Source organism: Pseudomonas sp. S2_A02 (genome assembly GCF_054668495.1).
Genome location: NZ_CP162776.1, coordinates 1,709,115 through 1,727,024, shown reverse-complemented (window position 1 = coordinate 1,727,024; position 17,910 = coordinate 1,709,115). Strand labels below are relative to the sequence as shown.

General features: G+C 59.5%; 14 protein-coding genes and 1 pseudogene. 7 read left to right on the top strand and 8 right to left on the bottom strand.

Annotated elements, in window-relative coordinates:
* The first annotated feature begins 131 nt into the window (after window positions 1-131).
* The gene (locus AB4O41_RS07770) at window positions 132-827 is read left to right on the top strand and encodes an HAD-IA family hydrolase (RefSeq protein ID WP_007902125.1); all 696 of its coding nucleotides are present in this window, start codon (window positions 132-134) and stop codon (window positions 825-827) included.
* Window positions 828-902: 75 nt separating this feature from the next.
* Here AB4O41_RS07770 and AB4O41_RS07765 read toward each other — a convergent pair whose 3' ends face one another.
* Window positions 903-1,649 carry a 3-oxoacyl-ACP reductase family protein gene (locus AB4O41_RS07765; protein ID WP_460147025.1) on the bottom strand — a complete coding sequence of 249 codons (747 nt, stop codon included), beginning with the start codon at window positions 1,647-1,649 and terminating at the stop codon, window positions 903-905.
* 124 nt (window positions 1,650-1,773) lie between these two features.
* On the opposite strand from AB4O41_RS07765, the gene AB4O41_RS07760 reads away from it, so the two are divergent.
* Window positions 1,774-2,697 (top strand): LysR family transcriptional regulator, encoded by a 924-nt coding sequence (locus AB4O41_RS07760; protein ID WP_460147023.1) that lies wholly within the window; start codon window positions 1,774-1,776, stop codon window positions 2,695-2,697.
* 132 nt (window positions 2,698-2,829) lie between these two features.
* Here AB4O41_RS07760 and AB4O41_RS07755 read toward each other — a convergent pair whose 3' ends face one another.
* The 3 genes from AB4O41_RS07755 to AB4O41_RS07745 all read right to left on the bottom strand — a co-directional run bounded on the left by AB4O41_RS07755 (window position 2,830) and on the right by AB4O41_RS07745 (window position 6,459).
* On the bottom strand, window positions 2,830-3,558 hold the full coding sequence (locus AB4O41_RS07755) for an aspartate/glutamate racemase family protein (RefSeq protein ID WP_460147021.1): 729 nt from the start codon (window positions 3,556-3,558) through the stop codon (window positions 2,830-2,832).
* A 60-nt stretch (window positions 3,559-3,618) separates the two neighbouring features.
* A complete protein-coding gene (locus AB4O41_RS07750; RefSeq protein WP_460147019.1) occupies window positions 3,619-5,160 on the bottom strand; it encodes an NCS1 family nucleobase:cation symporter-1 in 1,542 nt (513 codons plus the stop codon).
* 558 nt (window positions 5,161-5,718) lie between these two features.
* A complete protein-coding gene (locus AB4O41_RS07745) occupies window positions 5,719-6,459 on the bottom strand; it encodes a phosphoadenylyl-sulfate reductase (protein WP_008074131.1) in 741 nt (246 codons plus the stop codon).
* Window positions 6,460-6,633: 174 nt separating this feature from the next.
* Between AB4O41_RS07745 and thrH the strand changes: the two genes are divergently transcribed.
* A complete protein-coding gene (gene thrH / locus AB4O41_RS07740) occupies window positions 6,634-7,251 on the top strand; it encodes a bifunctional phosphoserine phosphatase/homoserine phosphotransferase ThrH (protein WP_305426105.1) in 618 nt (205 codons plus the stop codon).
* Window positions 7,252-7,303: 52 nt separating this feature from the next.
* Here thrH and pabB read toward each other — a convergent pair whose 3' ends face one another.
* From pabB to rloA, 4 genes are all read right to left on the bottom strand, one after another.
* Window positions 7,304-8,641, bottom strand: coding sequence for an aminodeoxychorismate synthase component I (gene pabB / locus AB4O41_RS07735; RefSeq protein WP_460147017.1), 1,338 nt, complete (start codon window positions 8,639-8,641; stop codon window positions 7,304-7,306).
* Between the two features lie 216 nt (window positions 8,642-8,857).
* A complete protein-coding gene (locus AB4O41_RS07730) occupies window positions 8,858-9,844 on the bottom strand; it encodes an alpha-L-glutamate ligase-like protein (protein ID WP_258620999.1) in 987 nt (328 codons plus the stop codon).
* The gene (rloB, locus tag AB4O41_RS07725; protein WP_460147014.1) at window positions 9,844-11,379 is read right to left on the bottom strand and encodes an osmotic stress tolerance membrane protein RloB; all 1,536 of its coding nucleotides are present in this window, start codon (window positions 11,377-11,379) and stop codon (window positions 9,844-9,846) included. The genes AB4O41_RS07730 and rloB overlap by 1 nt, the downstream gene beginning before the upstream one ends.
* A gap of 5 nt (window positions 11,380-11,384) precedes the next feature.
* A complete protein-coding gene (gene rloA / locus AB4O41_RS07720) occupies window positions 11,385-11,921 on the bottom strand; it encodes a retropepsin-like aspartic peptidase RloA (protein WP_460147012.1) in 537 nt (178 codons plus the stop codon).
* Window positions 11,922-12,217: 296 nt separating this feature from the next.
* On the opposite strand from rloA, the gene AB4O41_RS07715 reads away from it, so the two are divergent.
* The 4 genes and pseudogenes from AB4O41_RS07715 to acnD all read left to right on the top strand — a co-directional run bounded on the left by AB4O41_RS07715 (window position 12,218) and on the right by acnD (window position 17,870).
* Window positions 12,218-12,940 carry a GntR family transcriptional regulator gene (locus AB4O41_RS07715; protein ID WP_007902102.1) on the top strand — a complete coding sequence of 241 codons (723 nt, stop codon included), beginning with the start codon at window positions 12,218-12,220 and terminating at the stop codon, window positions 12,938-12,940.
* Window positions 12,937-13,827, top strand: a pseudogene (gene prpB / locus AB4O41_RS07710) (methylisocitrate lyase); the annotation flags it as partial. The gene AB4O41_RS07715 and the pseudogene prpB, both read left to right, overlap by 4 nt.
* 137 nt (window positions 13,828-13,964) lie before the next feature.
* Complete coding sequence (gene prpC / locus AB4O41_RS07705; RefSeq protein ID WP_063343006.1) at window positions 13,965-15,092, top strand: bifunctional 2-methylcitrate synthase/citrate synthase; 1,128 nt, start codon at window positions 13,965-13,967, stop codon at window positions 15,090-15,092.
* A 180-nt stretch (window positions 15,093-15,272) separates the two neighbouring features.
* Entirely contained in the window at window positions 15,273-17,870 is a 2,598-nt protein-coding gene (gene acnD, locus AB4O41_RS07700; RefSeq protein WP_460147009.1) for a Fe/S-dependent 2-methylisocitrate dehydratase AcnD, read from the top strand.
* Window positions 17,871-17,910: the final 40 nt, after the last annotated feature.

The window sequence follows — 17,910 nt, the reverse complement described above, 5'->3', positions numbered from 1 at the left end:
TGTATCCACCAGGCATTGCCCGTTGCTCTCTGCCAATCGCGCTCGCTATGCTGCTGAAACCTTTAATCCATCACGGACCCGGTCGTGCCTTAGCCGCTCCTGGGATGTCATGAGAAAACGGATCAGATGCGATGAATGCACCCTTGGATGAGTTCGGCCCGATCAAGGCCGTGATTTTCGACATGGACGGCTTGTTGCTGGACACCGAGGGCATTTACACCGAGGTCACGTCCATCATTGCCGGGCGTTATGGCCGAACCTTCGATTGGAGCGTCAAACAGAACATCATCGGTCGTGGCGCGGGTGATCTGGCGCGCTATGTGGTCGAGGCGCTGGACCTGCCGATTACAGCCGAAGAGTTCCTGGTGATCCGTGAACCGCTGATGCGCGAGCGTTTTCCGACGGCGCTGGCGATGCCTGGCGCGGAGGAGCTGGTTCGGCACTTGAAGGCCAACAACATTCCTATTGCGGTGGGCACCAGTTCTTCACGTCAGTCGTTCGGCCAGAAAACCACCTTGCACCGGGACTGGTTCGCGCTGTTCGACTTCATCGTTACCGCTGATGACCCGGAAGTGGGCGCGGCCAAACCGGCGCCGGATATCTTCCTGACGGCGGCACGACGCCTGGGTGTCGCGCCTGAGGATTGCCTGGTGTTCGAGGATTCACCGTTCGGCGTCACCGCAGCGAAAGCGGCGGGGATGACGGCGATTGCGATTCCGGATGCGGCGATGGCCGACGAAAAGTACGCACACGCCGATGGCATTCTTCGTACGTTGAAGGCGTTCAAGCCCAGTGCATGTGGCCTGCCAGCACTCGAGTGGGCTTGAGCACTCGATAATCCCGGACACAACAAAAACGCCGGCAACCTGTTGCCGGCGTTTTTGTTTCAATCGAACCGTGTATCAGGCGCCGAAACCACCGTCGATGGTCAGGCTCGCACCGGTGATGTAACCGGCTTCGGGACCGACAAGATAAGCGACGAAGCTGGCGATTTCTTCCACTTTGCCGTAACGACCCACGGCCATCAGCGGGATCAGGCTTTCAGCGAAGTCGCCGCTGGCGGGGTTCATGTCGGTGTCGACCGGGCCCGGTTGCACGTTGTTGATGGTGATACCCCGTGGGCCGAGGTCGCGGGCCAGGCCTTTGGTCAGGCCGACCAGCGCCGATTTGCTCATGGCGTACGGGCCGCCACCGGCGAAGGGCATGCGCTCGGCATTGGTGCTGCCGATGTTGATGATGCGACCGCCTTCGGTCATATGTCTGGCCGCTTCCTGGGTGGCGATGAACACACTGCGCACGTTGATGGCCAGGGTCTGGTCGAAGTCTTCAAGTTTGAAGTCTTCCAGCGGTGCAACGGCCAGAACGCCTGCGTTGTTGACCAGGATGTCCAGGCGACCGAAGGCTTCGACGGTGGCATTAACGGCATTGCGAATCGCGACGGCATCGGCGCTGTCGGCCTTGATGGCCAGGGCTTTGCCGCCAGCGCTGGTGATGCTGTTTTGCAACTCTTCTGCTTTGGCGGTGGAGCTGACGTAAGTGAAGGCGACGGTAGCGCCTTCGGCGGCCAGGCGTTTGACGATGGCAGCACCAATGCCGCGTGAACCGCCTTGAATCAGAGCTACTTTACCGCTGAGGTATTGAGTGGTCATGTCGATCTCCAGAAATCCAAGGCGGGCTGCCTTGTTGTTGGAGTCGAGTATCGGCCTCGCATTACCCGCCGGGTAGACCGTCATTGCTATAGTCTGTGTAAACCAAAAGTTTATAGTGGTGCTTATGGAAACCTTCAGCAGTATCGAATGCTTCGTGCGCAGCGCTGAGGTTGGCAGCTTCGCCGAAGCTGCGCGGCGCTTGAGTCTGACGCCGGCGGCGGTGGGCAAGAGCGTCGCCAAGTTGGAGGCTCGACTGGGAGTGCGGCTTTTCCAGCGCAGCACGCGCAGCTTGACGCTGACTGAGGCCGGTCAGCTGTTTCTCGGCGAAGTCAGCGCCAGCCTGCACACGATCCAGAACGCCGTGGCCAACTTGGCCAGCGCCGAAGGACGTCCGGCAGGCACGCTCAAGGTCAGTATGGGGACGGTGTTCGGGCGTTTGTACATCGTGCCGTTGCTGGGCGAGTTTCTGCAGCGCTTTCCGGCGATCAACCCGGACTGGCATTTCGATAACCGCCAGGTCGACCTGATCGGCCAGGGTTTCGATGCGGCGATTGGTGGCGGATTCGAGTTGCCCCAAGGGGTGGTGGCGCGAAAGCTGACGCCCGCCCATCGGGTATTGGTGGCTTCAGCCGAGTACCTCGCGGGGCACGAGGCGATCGTCGAGCCCGACGACCTCAAACACCACGATGGCATCTTGATACGCTCGCCGCAGACGGGGCGCGTGCGTTCCTGGCAGTTGACCAGTCGCGCCCGCCAACACAGCCCGCTGACACTCAAGACGCGGATGACCATGAGCGATTCGGAAGCCGCCTGCGCCACGGCGGCTCAGGGGTTGGGCATTGCGTTGGTGAGCATGCCGTTTGCCGTGGGTTATCTGGATGCGGGGACGTTGCAGCGGGTGTTGCCTGATTGGTACGTCGATGACGGCAACATCTCCATCTATTACGCCGAACACAAACTGCTACCGGGCAAGACCCGGGCGTTTGTCGACTTCATCATTGAGCAGTTTTCGGAACAGGGGTTGGGGCAGCGGTTCAATGCTCTGTGAACCTGGCTTGGGACCGAGGTGTGGCCATCGCGGGCAAGCCCGCTCCCACAGGGTTTTGAGTCGTATCGTAATGATGTAAACGACACAAAACCTGTGGGAGAGTGGCTTGCCCGCGATGAACGATAACGCGGTCTACCTGCCAAACCGCCCCGGCCAACCAATGATGGTCTTCGGCCGAGGCGTCGCATACGTTCGCACTTTCGACGTCGACAACCCCAGCCGCACCAGCGATTCGGCAATGGTCACAGCCGCCGTCACACCATCCACCACCGGCACACCGGTGCGCTGACGAATCTGCTCATCCAGCCCGGCCATGCCGCCGCACCCCAGGCAGATCACCTCGGCCTTGTCTTCACTCACCGCCATTTCCGCCTGGCGAACAATCGCCTCCAGCGCACGCTCTGGATCGGACTCCAGTTCCAGCACCGCCAACCCGCTGGCCCGTACCGACGCACAACGGTCCCAGAGCCCGGACAGTTTGAGGCGATCCTCGATCAGCGGCACGGTGCGGTCAAGGGTGGTGACCACTGAATAGGCGTGCCCGAGGAACATCGCGGTGCTGGCGCCGGCATCGGTGATGTCCACTACCGGCACGTTAAGTAGCTCCTGCAAACCTTCGCGGCCGTGCTCGCCATAACCGGCCTGGATGACCGCATCGAAGGGCTGATCGTAGGACATGACCCGATCCATCACCGCGATAGCAGCCAAATAGCTTTCGAAATTGCCTTCGATGGAGTCGGCACCAAAATGCGGTGTCAGGCCGATGATTTCGGTGCCGGGCGAGGCCACGGATTGAGCCTGACGGGCAATGGCCTGGGTAATGGATTCGGTGGTGTTGACGTTGACCACGAGAATTCGCATGGGAGATCCTTTTTATAGCGAGGTGGTTCTGCGGCCCGACGCTATCGGGCCGCCCGGAGATCAATGGCTGACGTTATCGACCGCGATGGCTTCACCGCTGACATCTGCGTAGTAAGGCTGCCGTTTGGCGATGATCAGGTAGAGCATCCCGGCAATCCCGGCGCCAATCAGCCAGGAGAACGGTGAAATGCTGTCGAAACCTGGCACCAGGGCCAGGACGATGGCGATCAAGGCTGCCGGAATGAATGCCGCCACGGCACGTAAATTGACCCCATGGCTGTAGTAATACTCGCCATTGGGATCTTCGCTGTACAACTGCGGCACGTTGATCCGGCCTTTTCGTACCTGCCAGTAGTCGACCATGATCACCCCGTACAACGGGCCGAGCAGGGCGCCGAGGCCGGACAGAAAATAGACGATCACCAGCGGGCTGTTATAGAGGTTCCACGGCAGGATCAGCACCGCGATGGTCGCACTGATCAGCCCGGCGCGACGGAAGGTCAGATACTTGGGCGCCAGGTTACTCAGTACGAAGGCCGGGGCCACGAAGTTGGCCATGATGTTCACCGCCACGGTGACAATCAGGAACGCCAAGCAGCCGAGTACCAGAAAGAAGGTGTTGGGAATCGATGCGATGATCTCCGTCGGGCTTTCGATGATCCGGCCATTGATCTGAAATTGCGCACCGCACAGTAGGACCGTGATCCCGGCGAATACCAGAATGTTGACAGGCAGGCCCCAGAAGTTACCCACCCGGATGGTCTTGCGGCAGGGAGAAGAACGGGCGAAGTCGCAGAAATTCAGGATCAGCGTGCCGTAGATCGACAGCCACAATGCGCCACCCGCAAAGATGTTACGCCACATCTCGCCGCCGCTCAGCGGCTCGCGAATCGACCAGGCAATGGTTGCGTTGGCCTGGAAGTACATCCACCCGGCGAGGGCGGCGACGGTCAGCAGAATCACCGGGCCGGCAAATGCCTCGTAGCGTCGAACCATTTCCATGCCATAGGCCAGGATCGCCAACTGCACGAACCAGATCGCCACGAAACATACCCAACCCAGGCTCGACAGCCCGAGGATCGAGTTATGGTCGTAATCGGCGAAGCCGGGATACACAGCCGTCAACAATACGCGAAAGACCACTGACGCCAGGTATGTCTGAATCCCGAACCAGGCAATGGCGATAACGGCGCGAATCAATGCAGGAATTTGCGCCCCATGGATGCCGAAACTGATCCGGCTGATCACCGGAAACGGCACACCGGTTTTCTGGCCCATGTAACCGGAAAGGTTCATGAAGCAATACACCAGCGCCGCGCCGATTCCCAGAGACAGCAGAATCTGCCAGCCGCCCAGGCCCAGTGCATACAGACCAATGGCGAAGGAGTAGTTGGCAATGTTGTGCACGTCGTTGGTCCACAGGGCAAAGATACTGTAACGACCCCAACGCCGGCCTTCAGCCTTGGTCGGCGCCAGGTCCTTGTTGTGCAGACGAGGGCTGAGTACCACGGGTGGTTGAAATGTTTGATCGTGAATGACAGAGGTGGAAAGTGAGGAGGGCAGATCCAGCGCGATGTTGTTATTGGGGAGGCTAGTACGCATTCCGGCAGGCTCCAGAAGCTCGTTGCCGCGATGACTGTGCATGAGCGTGAACTCGACAAATCTTCGTCGCGGGCGGGAGAGCGTCATTGGTTACGGGGCATCTGCAGCCTGTACGGGATAGGGCGCTTCAGGCTGCGGATATAAAGTGTGTGTATGTTTTGAGTTTAATTGTATACAAAACATATGTTCACTTAAGCCAAATCTATGCCATCCAGTGATCTATAAAACTTAACGCTTATTTCGATTTTTTATTGATTGAAGCTAAGTAGCTGAAATAATGGCGATATAAGTTGACCAATTGAACAGGTATTTATTTTGCCGGGGTTCTGTGGAAGTGTTCGACTGAGGAAGTCAGGACGGGGAGATGTAACTTTTTGGGGCGCTTAAACTAAAAGTGCACACAGATATGGCACTTACGGTGACATTTCTGTGTACACATTTTTGAGGCGGGGCGCTGACCCTGTGGGAGCGAGCTTGCTCGCGATAGCGGTGTAACAGTCGACGAAGATGTTGAATGTCAGTCCGCCATCGCGAGCAAGGGATTGCATAAGGCGGGGATTAAGCCTTGGATTTGCTGATGATGTTCCCCGCATGCAGCCCGCATTCTTTCTGCGTGGCTTCTTCCCACCACCAACGACCTTCGCGCTCATGCTGGTTCGGCAATACCGGGCGGGTGCAAGGCTCGCAGCCGATGCTGATGAAGCCGCGCTCATGCAGGCTGTTGTACGGCAGCTCCAGCATGCGGATGTAGCCCCAGATCTCTTCGCTGGTCATTTGCGCCAGCGGGTTGAATTTGTACAGGGTGCGTTCCGGGGTCGAGAACGCGGTATCGATTTCCAGCACCGCGACCGCACTGCGGGTACCCGGGCTCTGGTCCCGACGCTGGCCGGTGGCCCAAGCGGTCACACCCGAGAGCTTGCGACGCAATGGCTCGATCTTGCGGATGCCGCAGCACTCGCCATGGCCGTCCTTGTAGAAACTGAACAAGCCCTTTTCCTTCACGAAAGGTTCGAGCTTGGTGTAGTCCGGCGATACCACTTCGATGTCGATCTTGTAGTGCTCGCGCACCTGTTCGATGAAGCGGTAGGTCTCGGGGTGCAAGCGGCCGGTGTCGAGGCTGAACACTTTGACGTTCTTGTTCAGCTTCCAGGCCATGTCCACCAGCACCACGTCCTCGGCGCCGCTGAAAGAGATCCACAGGTCATCGCCAAATTCGGCGAACGCGAGTTTCAGGATGTCCTGGGCGGATTTGTTGGCATAGGTCGTGGCGAGTTCCACGACATCGAACGATGGGCTCATCAGGGCGGCTTCCTACAGGTCGGTGGCGCTGGGCGCTCTATATGTGCCTGATGGTAACAAAATCCTGCGGCGGCTGGGGCGCCCTCTGCGTTGCACAGAGAAGGACGAGTCGCTAGAGTTCGGCAGTCCTTTTGCTCGCTCGACTCAATAAACAATACAAAATGGGAGTGTCTTGTGGAAATTGCCTGTCTGGATCTTGAAGGTGTGTTGGTCCCGGAAATCTGGATCGCCTTTGCCGAAAAAACCGGGATCGACTCCCTCAGGGCCACCACTCGGGACATTCCCGACTACGACGTGTTGATGAAGCAGCGGTTGCGGATTCTCGACGAGCACGGCCTGAAGCTTTCCGACATCCAGGAAGTGATCGCCACGCTCAAGCCTCTGGACGGCGCCAGCGAATTCGTCGACTGGCTGCGTGAGCGCTTTCAGGTGGTGATTCTGTCGGACACCTTTTACGAGTTTTCCCAGCCGCTGATGCGTCAACTGGGCTTCCCGACCTTGCTTTGCCATCGTCTGATTACCGACGATGCCGGTCGGGTCACGGGCTATCAGTTGCGTCAGAAAGATCCCAAGCGTCAGTCAGTGTTGGCGTTCAAGAGCCTCTACTATCGGGTGATCGCGGCGGGGGATTCCTACAACGACACGACGATGCTGGGCGAGGCCGATGCCGGGATTCTGTTCCATGCGCCGGACAATGTGATTCGCGAATTTCCACAATTCCCGGCGGTGCACAGCTTTGCGGAGTTGAAGCAGGAGTTCATCAAGGCTTCGAATCGGGCGTTGAGTCTGTAATTGCCGCCGCTGATCGTTCCCACTCAGAGCGTGGGAACGATCATGGTGTCGGTTACAGGTTTTGCAAAGTATCGAGCAGTACCTTCACCTTGGTTATCGATTCCTGATACTCCGCCTGCCAGTCCGAATCCGCGACGATCCCGCCGCCACCCCAGCAACACACCTGCCCATCCTTGACCAGCAAACTGCGAATGGCGATGGAGCTGTCCATCTCGCCGCGCACGTCCAGGTACAGCAACGAACCGCAATACAACCCACGACGGGTCGGTTCCAGCTCATCAATGATCTGCATCGCACGAATCTTCGGCGCACCGGTAATCGAGCCGCCGGGGAAGCTGCCGGCGATCAAATCCAGCGCATCCTTGTCATCCGCCAGCTCGCCGGTAACGCTGCTCACCAGGTGATGCACGTTCGGATAGCTTTCCAGACTGAACAACTCCGGCACCCGCACCGAACCGATGCGGCAGGTACGGCCGAGGTCGTTGCGCAGCAAATCGACGATCATCAGGTTTTCCGCGCGATCCTTGGGGCTGGCCAGCAGTTCGGCGGCGTTCGCCGCATCTTCAGCAGCAGTCAGGCCGCGGGGGCGGGTGCCTTTGATCGGCCGGGTTTCAACGTGGCGCTCGCTGACTTTGACGAAGCGCTCCGGCGACAGGCTCAGCACGGCGTCGCCGTCGGGCAGGCTCTGGAAGCCGGAAAACGGTGTCGGGCACGCCGCCCGCAGCGCGCAGTACGCGGCCCACGGGTCGCCCTGGCATTGCGCGCGAAAGCGCTGGGCGAAGTTGACCTGATAGCAGTCGCCGGCCTGGATGTATTGCTGAATGCGTTCGAAGGCCTGTCGATAGTCATCGGCGCTCAGGTCGGCACTCATCGGGCCGTCCAGTTTGAAAGGCTCGATTTGCTGAGGTGCAGATTGCGTGAACAGTTCGATCAGCCGCTGTCGTTCGCTGTCGATCAACGCAGGGTGGAACACCAGTTGGCTGGTGGCCAGGTGGTGATCGCTGATCAGGGCCCAGTCGTACAGCCCAAAACGTGCGTCGGGCAACTGCAGGTCGTCCCGGGCCTGACTCGGCAGGTTTTCCAGATGCCGGCCGAAGTCATAGCTCAGATAACCGATCAGGCCACCGGCGAAAGGCAGGTCGAAAGGAACAGTGGCTTCGCCGAGTCGCGTCAGAGTGTCGCGAAGGCGTTGCAGGAAATGGTTGCCGCTTTCATCCGGTAACACGGCCAGTTGCTCCAGCGGCCAGGCGCTGAGCAGGTCATAACGCCCACGCTCGGCGCTCGGCCGGCCGCTGTCGAGCAGTACGGCGCCGGGGGCATGACGAATCGCCGCGAAGTACTCGGCGGGGTTGGCGCGATAGGGCAGCGGGTGTACGGAACAGGTCAACATGGGCGGGGGCAGATCAGCCATCGAGGCGGGGGAGCGATTGTAGTCCTCTGCAGGATTTGCTCCTAGAGGGGATGTCGGGGATTGAACTGTTGGTGCCAGGGTTGAAAGCTTTGGTGGCTGTCAGTCAGCCTTCGCGGGCAAGCCTCGCTCCTGCAGGTACAGCGGCGTCAATGTAGGAGCGAGGCTTGCCCGCGAATGTCGCACCTCAGTCTAGGATCAGCCCTCAACCGCAGGAATATGCCCAAACATTTCCTGAACGAACTCCACGCGTTCCTGCGCTGTTTCGATTATCCCGCGGGCCTGTAATTCTTCCAGGCGCGCTTCGACTGCGTGGGTACGCAACGTCAACCCGCAATCGTTGGCGATTTGAATGTTCAGCCCGGGCCGGGCGTTAAGCTCAAGAATCAGCGGGCCTTTTTCCTGGTCGAGCACCATGTCGACACCGATGTAACCCAGCCCGCACAGTTCATAGCAGCCGGCCGCGAGCTTCATGAAACCGTCCCAGTAGGGCAATTGCACGCCGTCTACTGCGTTGGTGGTGTCCGGGTGTTTATTGATGATGTTGTTCAGCCAGGTACCGCGCAATGTCAGGCCTGTAGCCAGATCGACACCGACACCGATGGCGCCTTGGTGCAGGTTGGCCTTGCCGCCAGACTGGCGGGTCGGCAAGCGCAACATGGCCATCACCGGATAGCCCATCAGCACAATGATGCGAATGTCTGGCACACCTTCATAGCTGATGCTTTTGAAGATCTGGTCCGGGGTCACGCGGTATTCGATCAGCGCGCGGTCACGGTGACCGCCGAGGGAATACAGGCCGGTGAGGATGCTGGAAATATGGTGCTCGATTTCCTCATGGCTGATGATCTTGCCCGACACCGTGCGATAGCGGCCCTCGAAGCGGTCGGCAATTACAATAATGCCGTCACCGCCGGCGCCTTGGGCGGGCTTGATCACGAAGTCGGTACGCCCGCCGATGATCTCGCCGAGGTTGTCGATTTCCTTCTCGGTGGAGATCACGCCGTACAGTTCCGGCACGTGGATGCCGGCGGCGATGGCGCGCTCCTTGGTGATGATCTTGTCATCGACGATCGGGTACAGGCTGCGCTTGTTGTACTTGAGCACGTAGTCTGCGTTGCGCCGATTGATCCCCATGATGCCCCGGGCCTCCAGGGCTTTCCAGGTCTTCCAGAGACCGAACATCAGGCTTCAGCCTTCTTCAGGAAAGCCTTGAAACGCACCAGTTCGGTCAGGCGATAACCGCGATAGCGACCCATGGCCAGCATGAAACCCACCAGAATCAGCAGGATCGCCGGGAAGGTAAACACGAAGTACACCAGTTCAGGCACGCTCATGATCAAGTGCGCCAGGGAGGCGGCGAACAACGTGCCGATCGCCACTTTCATGGCATGGCCGCCACCGCGCTCTTCCCAGGTGATCGACAGGCGTTCGATGGTCATGGTCAGAATCACCATCGGGAACAGCGCCACCGACAAGCCGCGCTCCAGGCCGAGTTTATGGCTGAACAGGCTGATCGCCGCGATCAGCACCACCACGAAGGTCAGTACCACCGACAGCCTCGGCAACATCTGCAGCTTCAAGTGTTCAAGGTAGGAGCGTAGCGACAGCCCCAGCGCCGTAATGATTGTAAACAGCACAATACCGAAGCCGAGCTGAGTTTCCCGGAAGGCGAGGGCGATCAGCACCGGGGTAAAGGTGCCGAGGGTCTGAATGCCGATCAGGTTGCGCAGGATCAGAATCACCAGCACGCCGATCGGGATCATCACCATGATCATGAAGGTCTGCTGGGTTTGCAGCGGCAGGCCGTACAGCGAGTAGTCGAGGAAGTTGGCGTCGGAGTTTTCGTCGGTCAGCTTGGCCAGGCGAATGGCGTTCATTTCGCTGTTGTTCAGGCTGAAGGTGACATTGGCTTTTTTGCCGCCATCGACGGTGATCAGGTTTTCATCGCCCGTCCACCACAGCAAGCGGTCGGTGGGCAGGCCCTGTTCGCCGGTTTCCGGGTTGAAATACAGCCAGTCGGTGCCGTTGAAGCTGCGCAACCAGAGTTCAGGCATTTGCGGCTGATCGGCCACCAGGCGAACGGTGTGAACCTTTTCCACCGGCACGTGGGCGATGGACAGTACCAACTCGACGATTTTGGCTTTGTTCGCGGTGGACGGATCGCCGGCCAGCAGCAGTTTCACGTTGTCGTCGTTGAGGTTGTTGACACGCTTGATGGCTTCGCCAATGAACGTTTCGACGTCGGCCGAATGCTGGCGGATCGGCGCGAGTAGGCCTTCGGCGGCAATTTTTTCCGGACCTTCGACAGTGATGCTGTCGCGGAAGGTCGGGCCTTTGACCTTGGATTTTTCGCCGCTGTAGCGCTTGGTCAACACCAGACGGTAATAAAGGGTCTGGTTGCCCTTGGCCCGACGCGCCGACCAGGTGACCTTGCGGTTGCCGTCGACACGGTTCACCGCCACGCCATAATTATTGGAAATGAAACTCTCGTTGAGGCTCACGTAGTCGCGGCTCAGCGGCGGCACGAACATCTGGATCTTGATCGGGTCCTTGGCGTTGGCGACGAACTCGACCTTGGCGTCGATGTTCCACAAGTCGTCGGTAGCGTCTTCGGTCACCGGAATTCCGAGCACGAAAATCTGATAGGCCGTAACTGAAATGCCCAGCACCACCAGGATGGCGATCAGCAATTTCAGATGGAGGGTAAGAGAGCGCATTGGAATTACTCTGCGGTATGTGCGTCGGTGGCGCAGGCGGGTTTGCCAGCAGCGTATTTAAGACTGGGGTCGACCAGCGCATCGAAACGTTTGAGTGCCTCGGAGCCGATCAAGAGCGGGTATTGGAAGGCGCTGCGGTCGGTCAAGTTCACTTCGATGCTGCGTAACGCCGAACCCATGCAGATATCCAGCTCGATGACCGGACGGGCGGTGTACTTCTTGCCTTCTTCCGGGTCGTAGTCACCGGCCCGGCGCTTGATCTTGCTGACACGGGCCAGCGGTCGTTCGATCGGGTGCGAATGCGCGGCGTCGATAGCCAGATAGAAGCGCACCCAGGATTCGCCATTGCGTTTGAAACGTTTGATGTCGCGGGCACTCAGCGAAGCGGTTTTCGCCCCGGTGTCGAGTTTGGCGGCGACTTGCAGATTGATGCCATCCAGCGAAGCGTACTCATTGAGGCCGTACACAGTCTTTTCCCCTGCCGCGGCGAAACCTGGCAGGCCAAAAAGACAAAGGAATGTGGCGAAGGGCTTGAGTCTCATAAATCCTGGTGCGCAGCGGTCCGTTCTTCAATTCAAGGCCCTGGCATTGCTGCACAAGCTCCCTCGTATGCCTATCCGTTTTTATGACAGGCAATGCAGATGACAAGCAAATGCGGGCGGCATTCTAGCACGGTGGGTATATGGCGCCAGCGTTGGCCGACGGCTATAACTTGAGGTGTTGCTTCCTTATGGTGCAGCGGGTTATTAGACGATTGTCGACAATATCGAATTATCCTTTGACGTAACCGGCCATATTCGCTAGTTTTTGCGGCATTGGTTTTAAAGGTGTCGACAATATGCTGGATCAACTCGATCCCCCGGTCACAGTTCAGGACGACTCGGAAACACTTTCCGAAAACGTCTTCCGACGCATTCAGGCGGCCATCGTCAAAGGCGAGATCGCCCCAGGCAGCAAGATCTCCGAGCCGGAGCTGGCGCGCACCTACGGCATTAGTCGCGGGCCGTTGCGTGAGGCGATTCACCGCCTGGAAGGCCAGCGCCTGCTGGTTCGCGTGCCGCACGTCGGCGCGCGAGTGGTGTCGCTGAGCCACGCCGAACTGCTGGAACTCTACGAAATTCGCGAATCCCTGGAAGGCATGGCGTGCCGTCTGGCGGCTGAACGCATGACGGTCGAAGAAATCGACGAACTGCGTCGGGTGCTGGAAACCCATGAGCGCGATGCGGCGTTTCAGGCTGGTGTCGGCTACTACCAGCAGGAAGGCGATTTCGACTTTCATTACCGGATCATTCAGGGCAGCGGCAACCGCACCCTGACCCAGATGCTGTGCGGTGAGCTCTATCAACTGGTGCGCATGTACCGCATCCAGTTTTCCACCACGCCCAATCGGCCGCGCCAGGCGTTTGCCGAACACCACCGAATTCTCGATGCCATCGCCGACCGTGACGGTGAATTGGCCGAGTTGTTGATGCGCCGTCATATCGGCGCCTCCAAACGCAATATCGCCCGTCACTACCAGGACGGCGCTAACCCGACAGCCACTGAACGAGGTGAGTCATGAGTTCCAACAAGAGCACTCCAGGCCAGCGTTTCCGCGATGCGGTCGCCAGCGAACATCCGCTGCAAGTGGTCGGCACGATCAACGCCAACCACGCACTGCTGGCCAAGCGCGCCGGTTTCAAGGCTATTTACCTGTCGGGTGGCGGGGTGGCTGCCGGCTCTCTGGGCGTGCCTGACCTGGGGATTACCGGTCTGGATGACGTGCTGACCGACGTACGTCGGATCACTGACGTCTGCGACTTGCCGCTGTTGGTGGACGTGGATACCGGTTTCGGTTCTTCGGCGTTCAACGTCGCCCGTACCGTGAAGTCGATGATCAAGTTCGGCGCGGCGGCGATTCATATCGAAGACCAGGTCGGCGCCAAGCGCTGCGGTCACCGTCCTAATAAAGAGATCGTCTCGCTGCAGGAAATGGTCGACCGCATCAAAGCGGCCGTCGATGCCCGCACCGACGACAGCTTCGTGATCATGGCCCGCACCGACGCCCTGGCGGTGGAAGGTCTTGAATCTGCGCTGGAACGCGCGGCTGCATGCATCGAAGCCGGCGCCGACATGGTGTTCCCGGAAGCGATCACCGAGCTTGAGATGTACAAATTGTTCGCCAGCCGCGTGAAAGCGCCGATCCTGGCCAACATCACCGAATTTGGCGCGACGCCGCTGTACACCACCGAGCAGCTCGCCGCCGCCGATGTGTCGTTGGTGCTGTACCCGCTGTCGGCGTTCCGTGCGATGAACAAAGCTGCGGAAAACGTCTACACCGCGATCCGCCGCGACGGCACGCAACAGAACGTCATCGACACCATGCAGACGCGCATGGAGCTTTACGATCGTATCGATTACCACACCTTCGAGCAGAAGCTCGATGCGTTGTTTGCCGCAAAAAATAATGAAAACCCTGTAGGAGCGAAGCTTGCTCGCGAAGACAGACTGACATTCAACATTAATATCGTCTGAGACACCGCGTTCGCGAGCAAGCTTCGCTCCTACAAGTTTCCCTAACAAATTCAAGAAAACTGGAGACAGCAATGGCCGAAGCAAAAGTACTCAGTGGCGCCGGGCTCCGTGGCCAGGTTGCCGGGCAAACCGCACTGTCCACCGTGGGCCAGTCGGGCGCAGGCCTGACCTATCGCGGCTATGACGTTCGCGAACTGGCGGCTGACGCACAATTCGAAGAAGTGGCTTACCTGCTGCTGTACGGCGAGCTGCCGACCAAGGCGCAACTGGCGGCCTACACCGAGAAACTGAGCAAGCTGCGCGACCTGCCGCAAGCGCTGAAAGAAGTGCTGGAACGCATCCCCGCTGATGCCCATCCGATGGACGTGATGCGCACCGGTTGCTCGTTCCTGGGCAACATCGAACCGGAGAAAGACTTCTCCGAGCAACACGACAAAACCGACCGCCTGCTGGCCGCGTTCCCGGCGATCATGTGCTACTGGTATCGCTTCAGCCACGACGGCAAACGCATCAATTGCGTGACCGACGAAGCCTGTATCGGCGGCCATTTCCTGCACTTGTTGCACGACAAGAAACCGAGCGAGTTGCACGTCAAGGTGATGAACGTTTCGCTGATCCTCTACGCGGAACACGAGTTCAACGCCTCGACCTTCACCGCTCGGGTGTGCGCCTCGACCCTGTCGGATCTGTATTCCTGCATCACGGCGGCCATCGGTTCCCTGCGCGGCCCACTGCACGGTGGCGCCAACGAAGCGGCGATGGAAATGATCGAGCGCTTTTCGTCGCCGGAAGAGGCGATCAAAGGCACCCTCGGCATGCTTGAGCGCAAGGACAAGATCATGGGCTTCGGCCACGCGATCTATAAGGACAACGATCCGCGCAACGAGGTGATCAAGGCCTGGTCGAAAAAACTCGCTGACGAAGTGGGTGACACGGTGCTGTTCCCGGTTTCCGAAGCCATCGACAAGACCATGTGGGAACAGAAAAAACTGTTCCCGAACGCCGACTTCTACCATGCGTCGACGTACCACTTCATGGGCATTCCGACCAAGTTGTTCACACCGATCTTCGTCTGCTCGCGCCTGACCGGCTGGGCGGCGCATGTGTTCGAACAACGTGCCAACAACCGCATCATCCGCCCGAGCGCCGAATACGTCGGCGTCGAACAGCGCAAGTTCGTGCCAATCGAACAACGCTGACTGGTGGGGCACATTGGCTGAATGAACCAAGCCCCCTGTAGGAGCGAAGCTTGCTCGCGAAGACGGACTGACATTCAACATCAGTGTCGGCTGACAGACCGCTTTCGCGAGCAAGCTTCGCTCCTACAGGAGCTGCGCCAGGCGCCCACCCTTTGAAACCACCGTGACCGAGTCCTGACGATGAACACTGAATTCCGCAAACCGCTGCCCGGCAGCCATCTGGATTATTTCGACGTCCGCGCGGCGGTCGATGCCATTGCGCCCGGCGCCTACGACACCCTGCCGTATACCTCCCGCGTGCTGGCGGAAAACCTCGTGCGTCGCTGCGACCCGGCCACGCTCACCGAATCCCTGAAGCAATTCATCGAGCGCAAACGCGACCTCGATTTTCCGTGGTTCCCGGCCCGCGTGGTGTGCCACGACATTCTTGGCCAGACCGCCCTGGTGGACCTCGCCGGCCTGCGCGATGCCATCGCCCTGCAAGGTGGCGATCCGGCGCAAGTGAACCCGGTGGTGCCGACGCAGTTGATCGTTGACCACTCCCTGGCCGTTGAACGCGGTGGCTTCGATCCCGAGGCGTTCGAGAAGAACCGCGCCATCGAAGACCGTCGCAACGAAGACCGTTTCCACTTCATCAACTGGACCAAAAAAGCCTTCAAGAACGTCGATGTGATCCCGCCGGGTAACGGGATCATGCACCAAATCAACCTGGAGAAAATGTCGCCGGTGATTCAGGTGCGTGACGGCGTGGCCTTCCCCGATACCTGCGTCGGCACCGACAGTCACACCCCGCACGTCGATGCGCTGGGCGTGATCGCTATTGGTGTTGGTGGCCTGGAAGCCGAAAGCGTGATGCTCGGTCGCGCATCGTGGATGCGTCTGCCGGAAAGCGTCGGTGTCGAACTCACTGGCAAGCTGCAACCGGGCATCACCGCCACCGACATGGTGCTGGCGCTGACCGAGTACCTGCGCAAACAAAAAGTCGTCGGCGCATGGCTGGAGTTTTTCGGTGAAGGGGCTTCGGCGCTGACCTTGGGCGACCGCGCGACCATTTCCAACATGGCCCCGGAATACGGCGCTACGGCGGCTATGTTCTACATCGACCAACAGACTATCGACTACCTGAAGCTCACCGGCCGTGAAGACGAGCAAGTGCAGCTTGTGGAGAATTACGCCAAGCAGACCGGCCTCTGGGCTGACAGCCTGAAAGGCGCGCAATACGAGCGTGGGTTGAGCTTCGACCTGTCCTCGGTGGTGCGCAACATGGCCGGCCCGAGCAACCCGCACGCCCGTGTCGCTACGTCTGATCTCGCGGCGCAAGGCATCTCCGGCCAGTGGGATGACGTGCCCGGCCAGATGCCGGACGGCGCGGTGATCATCGCCGCCATCACCAGTTGCACCAACACCAGCAACCCACGCAACGTGATTGCCGCGGGCCTGCTGGCGCGCAACGCCAACAAGCTCGGGCTGAGCCGCAAGCCGTGGGTCAAATCCTCGCTGGCGCCGGGCTCGAAAACCGTGGCGCTGTATCTGGATGAAGCCGGGCTGACTAAAGAACTGGAGCAACTCGGCTTCGGCGTCGTGGCCTTCGCCTGCACCACATGCAACGGCATGTCCGGCGCGCTGGACCCGGTGATCCAACAGGAAATCATCGACCGCGATCTGTACGCCACGGCCGTACTCTCCGGTAACCGTAACTTCGACGGGCGGATTCACCCGTACGCCAAAAACGCCTTCCTGGCTTCGCCGCCCTTGGTGGTGGCTTACGCCATCGCCGGGACCATCCGTTTCGACATCGAAAAAGATGTGCTGGGCCTGGACGCGAACGGCAAGGAAATCCGCCTGAAAGACATCTGGCCGAGCGATGAAGAAATCGACGCGGTGGTCAAGGCTTCGGTGAAACCAGAGCAGTTCCGCCAAGTGTACATTCCGATGTTCGCCATCCACGAAGACACCGGTCCAAAGGTCACGCCGCTGTATGACTGGCGTGAAATGAGCACCTACATCCGCCGTCCGCCGTATTGGGAAGGCGCGCTGGCCGGCGCTCGTCCGCTCAAGGGCATGCGCCCGTTGGCGGTGCTGCCGGACAACATCACCACCGATCACCTGTCGCCTTCCAACGCGATCATGCTCGACAGCGCCGCCGGTGAATACCTGGCGAAAATGGGCCTGCCGGAAGAAGACTTCAACTCCTACGCCACGCACCGCGGTGATCACTTGACCGCGCAGCGCGCGACGTTCGCCAACCCGAAACTGTTCAACGAAATGGTTCAGGAAAACGGCAAGGTAAAGCAGGGTTCCCTGGCGCGGGTCGAGCCGGAAGGCCAGGTCATGCGCATGTGGGAAGCCATCGAAACCTACATGGAACGCAAGCAACCGCTGATCATCATTGCCGGCGCCGACTATGGTCAGGGTTCGTCCCGCGACTGGGCGGCCAAAGGTGTGCGTCTGGCGGGTGTGGAGGCGATCGCCGCTGAAGGTTTCGAGCGCATCCACCGCACCAACCTGGTGGGCATGGGCGTGCTGCCGTTGGAGTTCCAGCCGGGCACCGATCGTCACACCCTGGCCATCGATGGCAGCGAAACCTACGACGTGATCGGCGACCGCACCCCGCGTGCGACGCTGACGCTGGTGATCAATCGCAAGAATGGCGAACGCGTCGAAGTGCCGGTGACCTGCCGCCTCGACACCGCCGAAGAAGTGTCGATCTACGAGGCCGGCGGCGTGTTGCAGCGTTTCGCTCAGGACTTCCTCGAAGAATCGGCGGTTGCCGTTTAACACGACGAGCCGCGCGGGATTTAAGTCCCGCGCTGGCCGA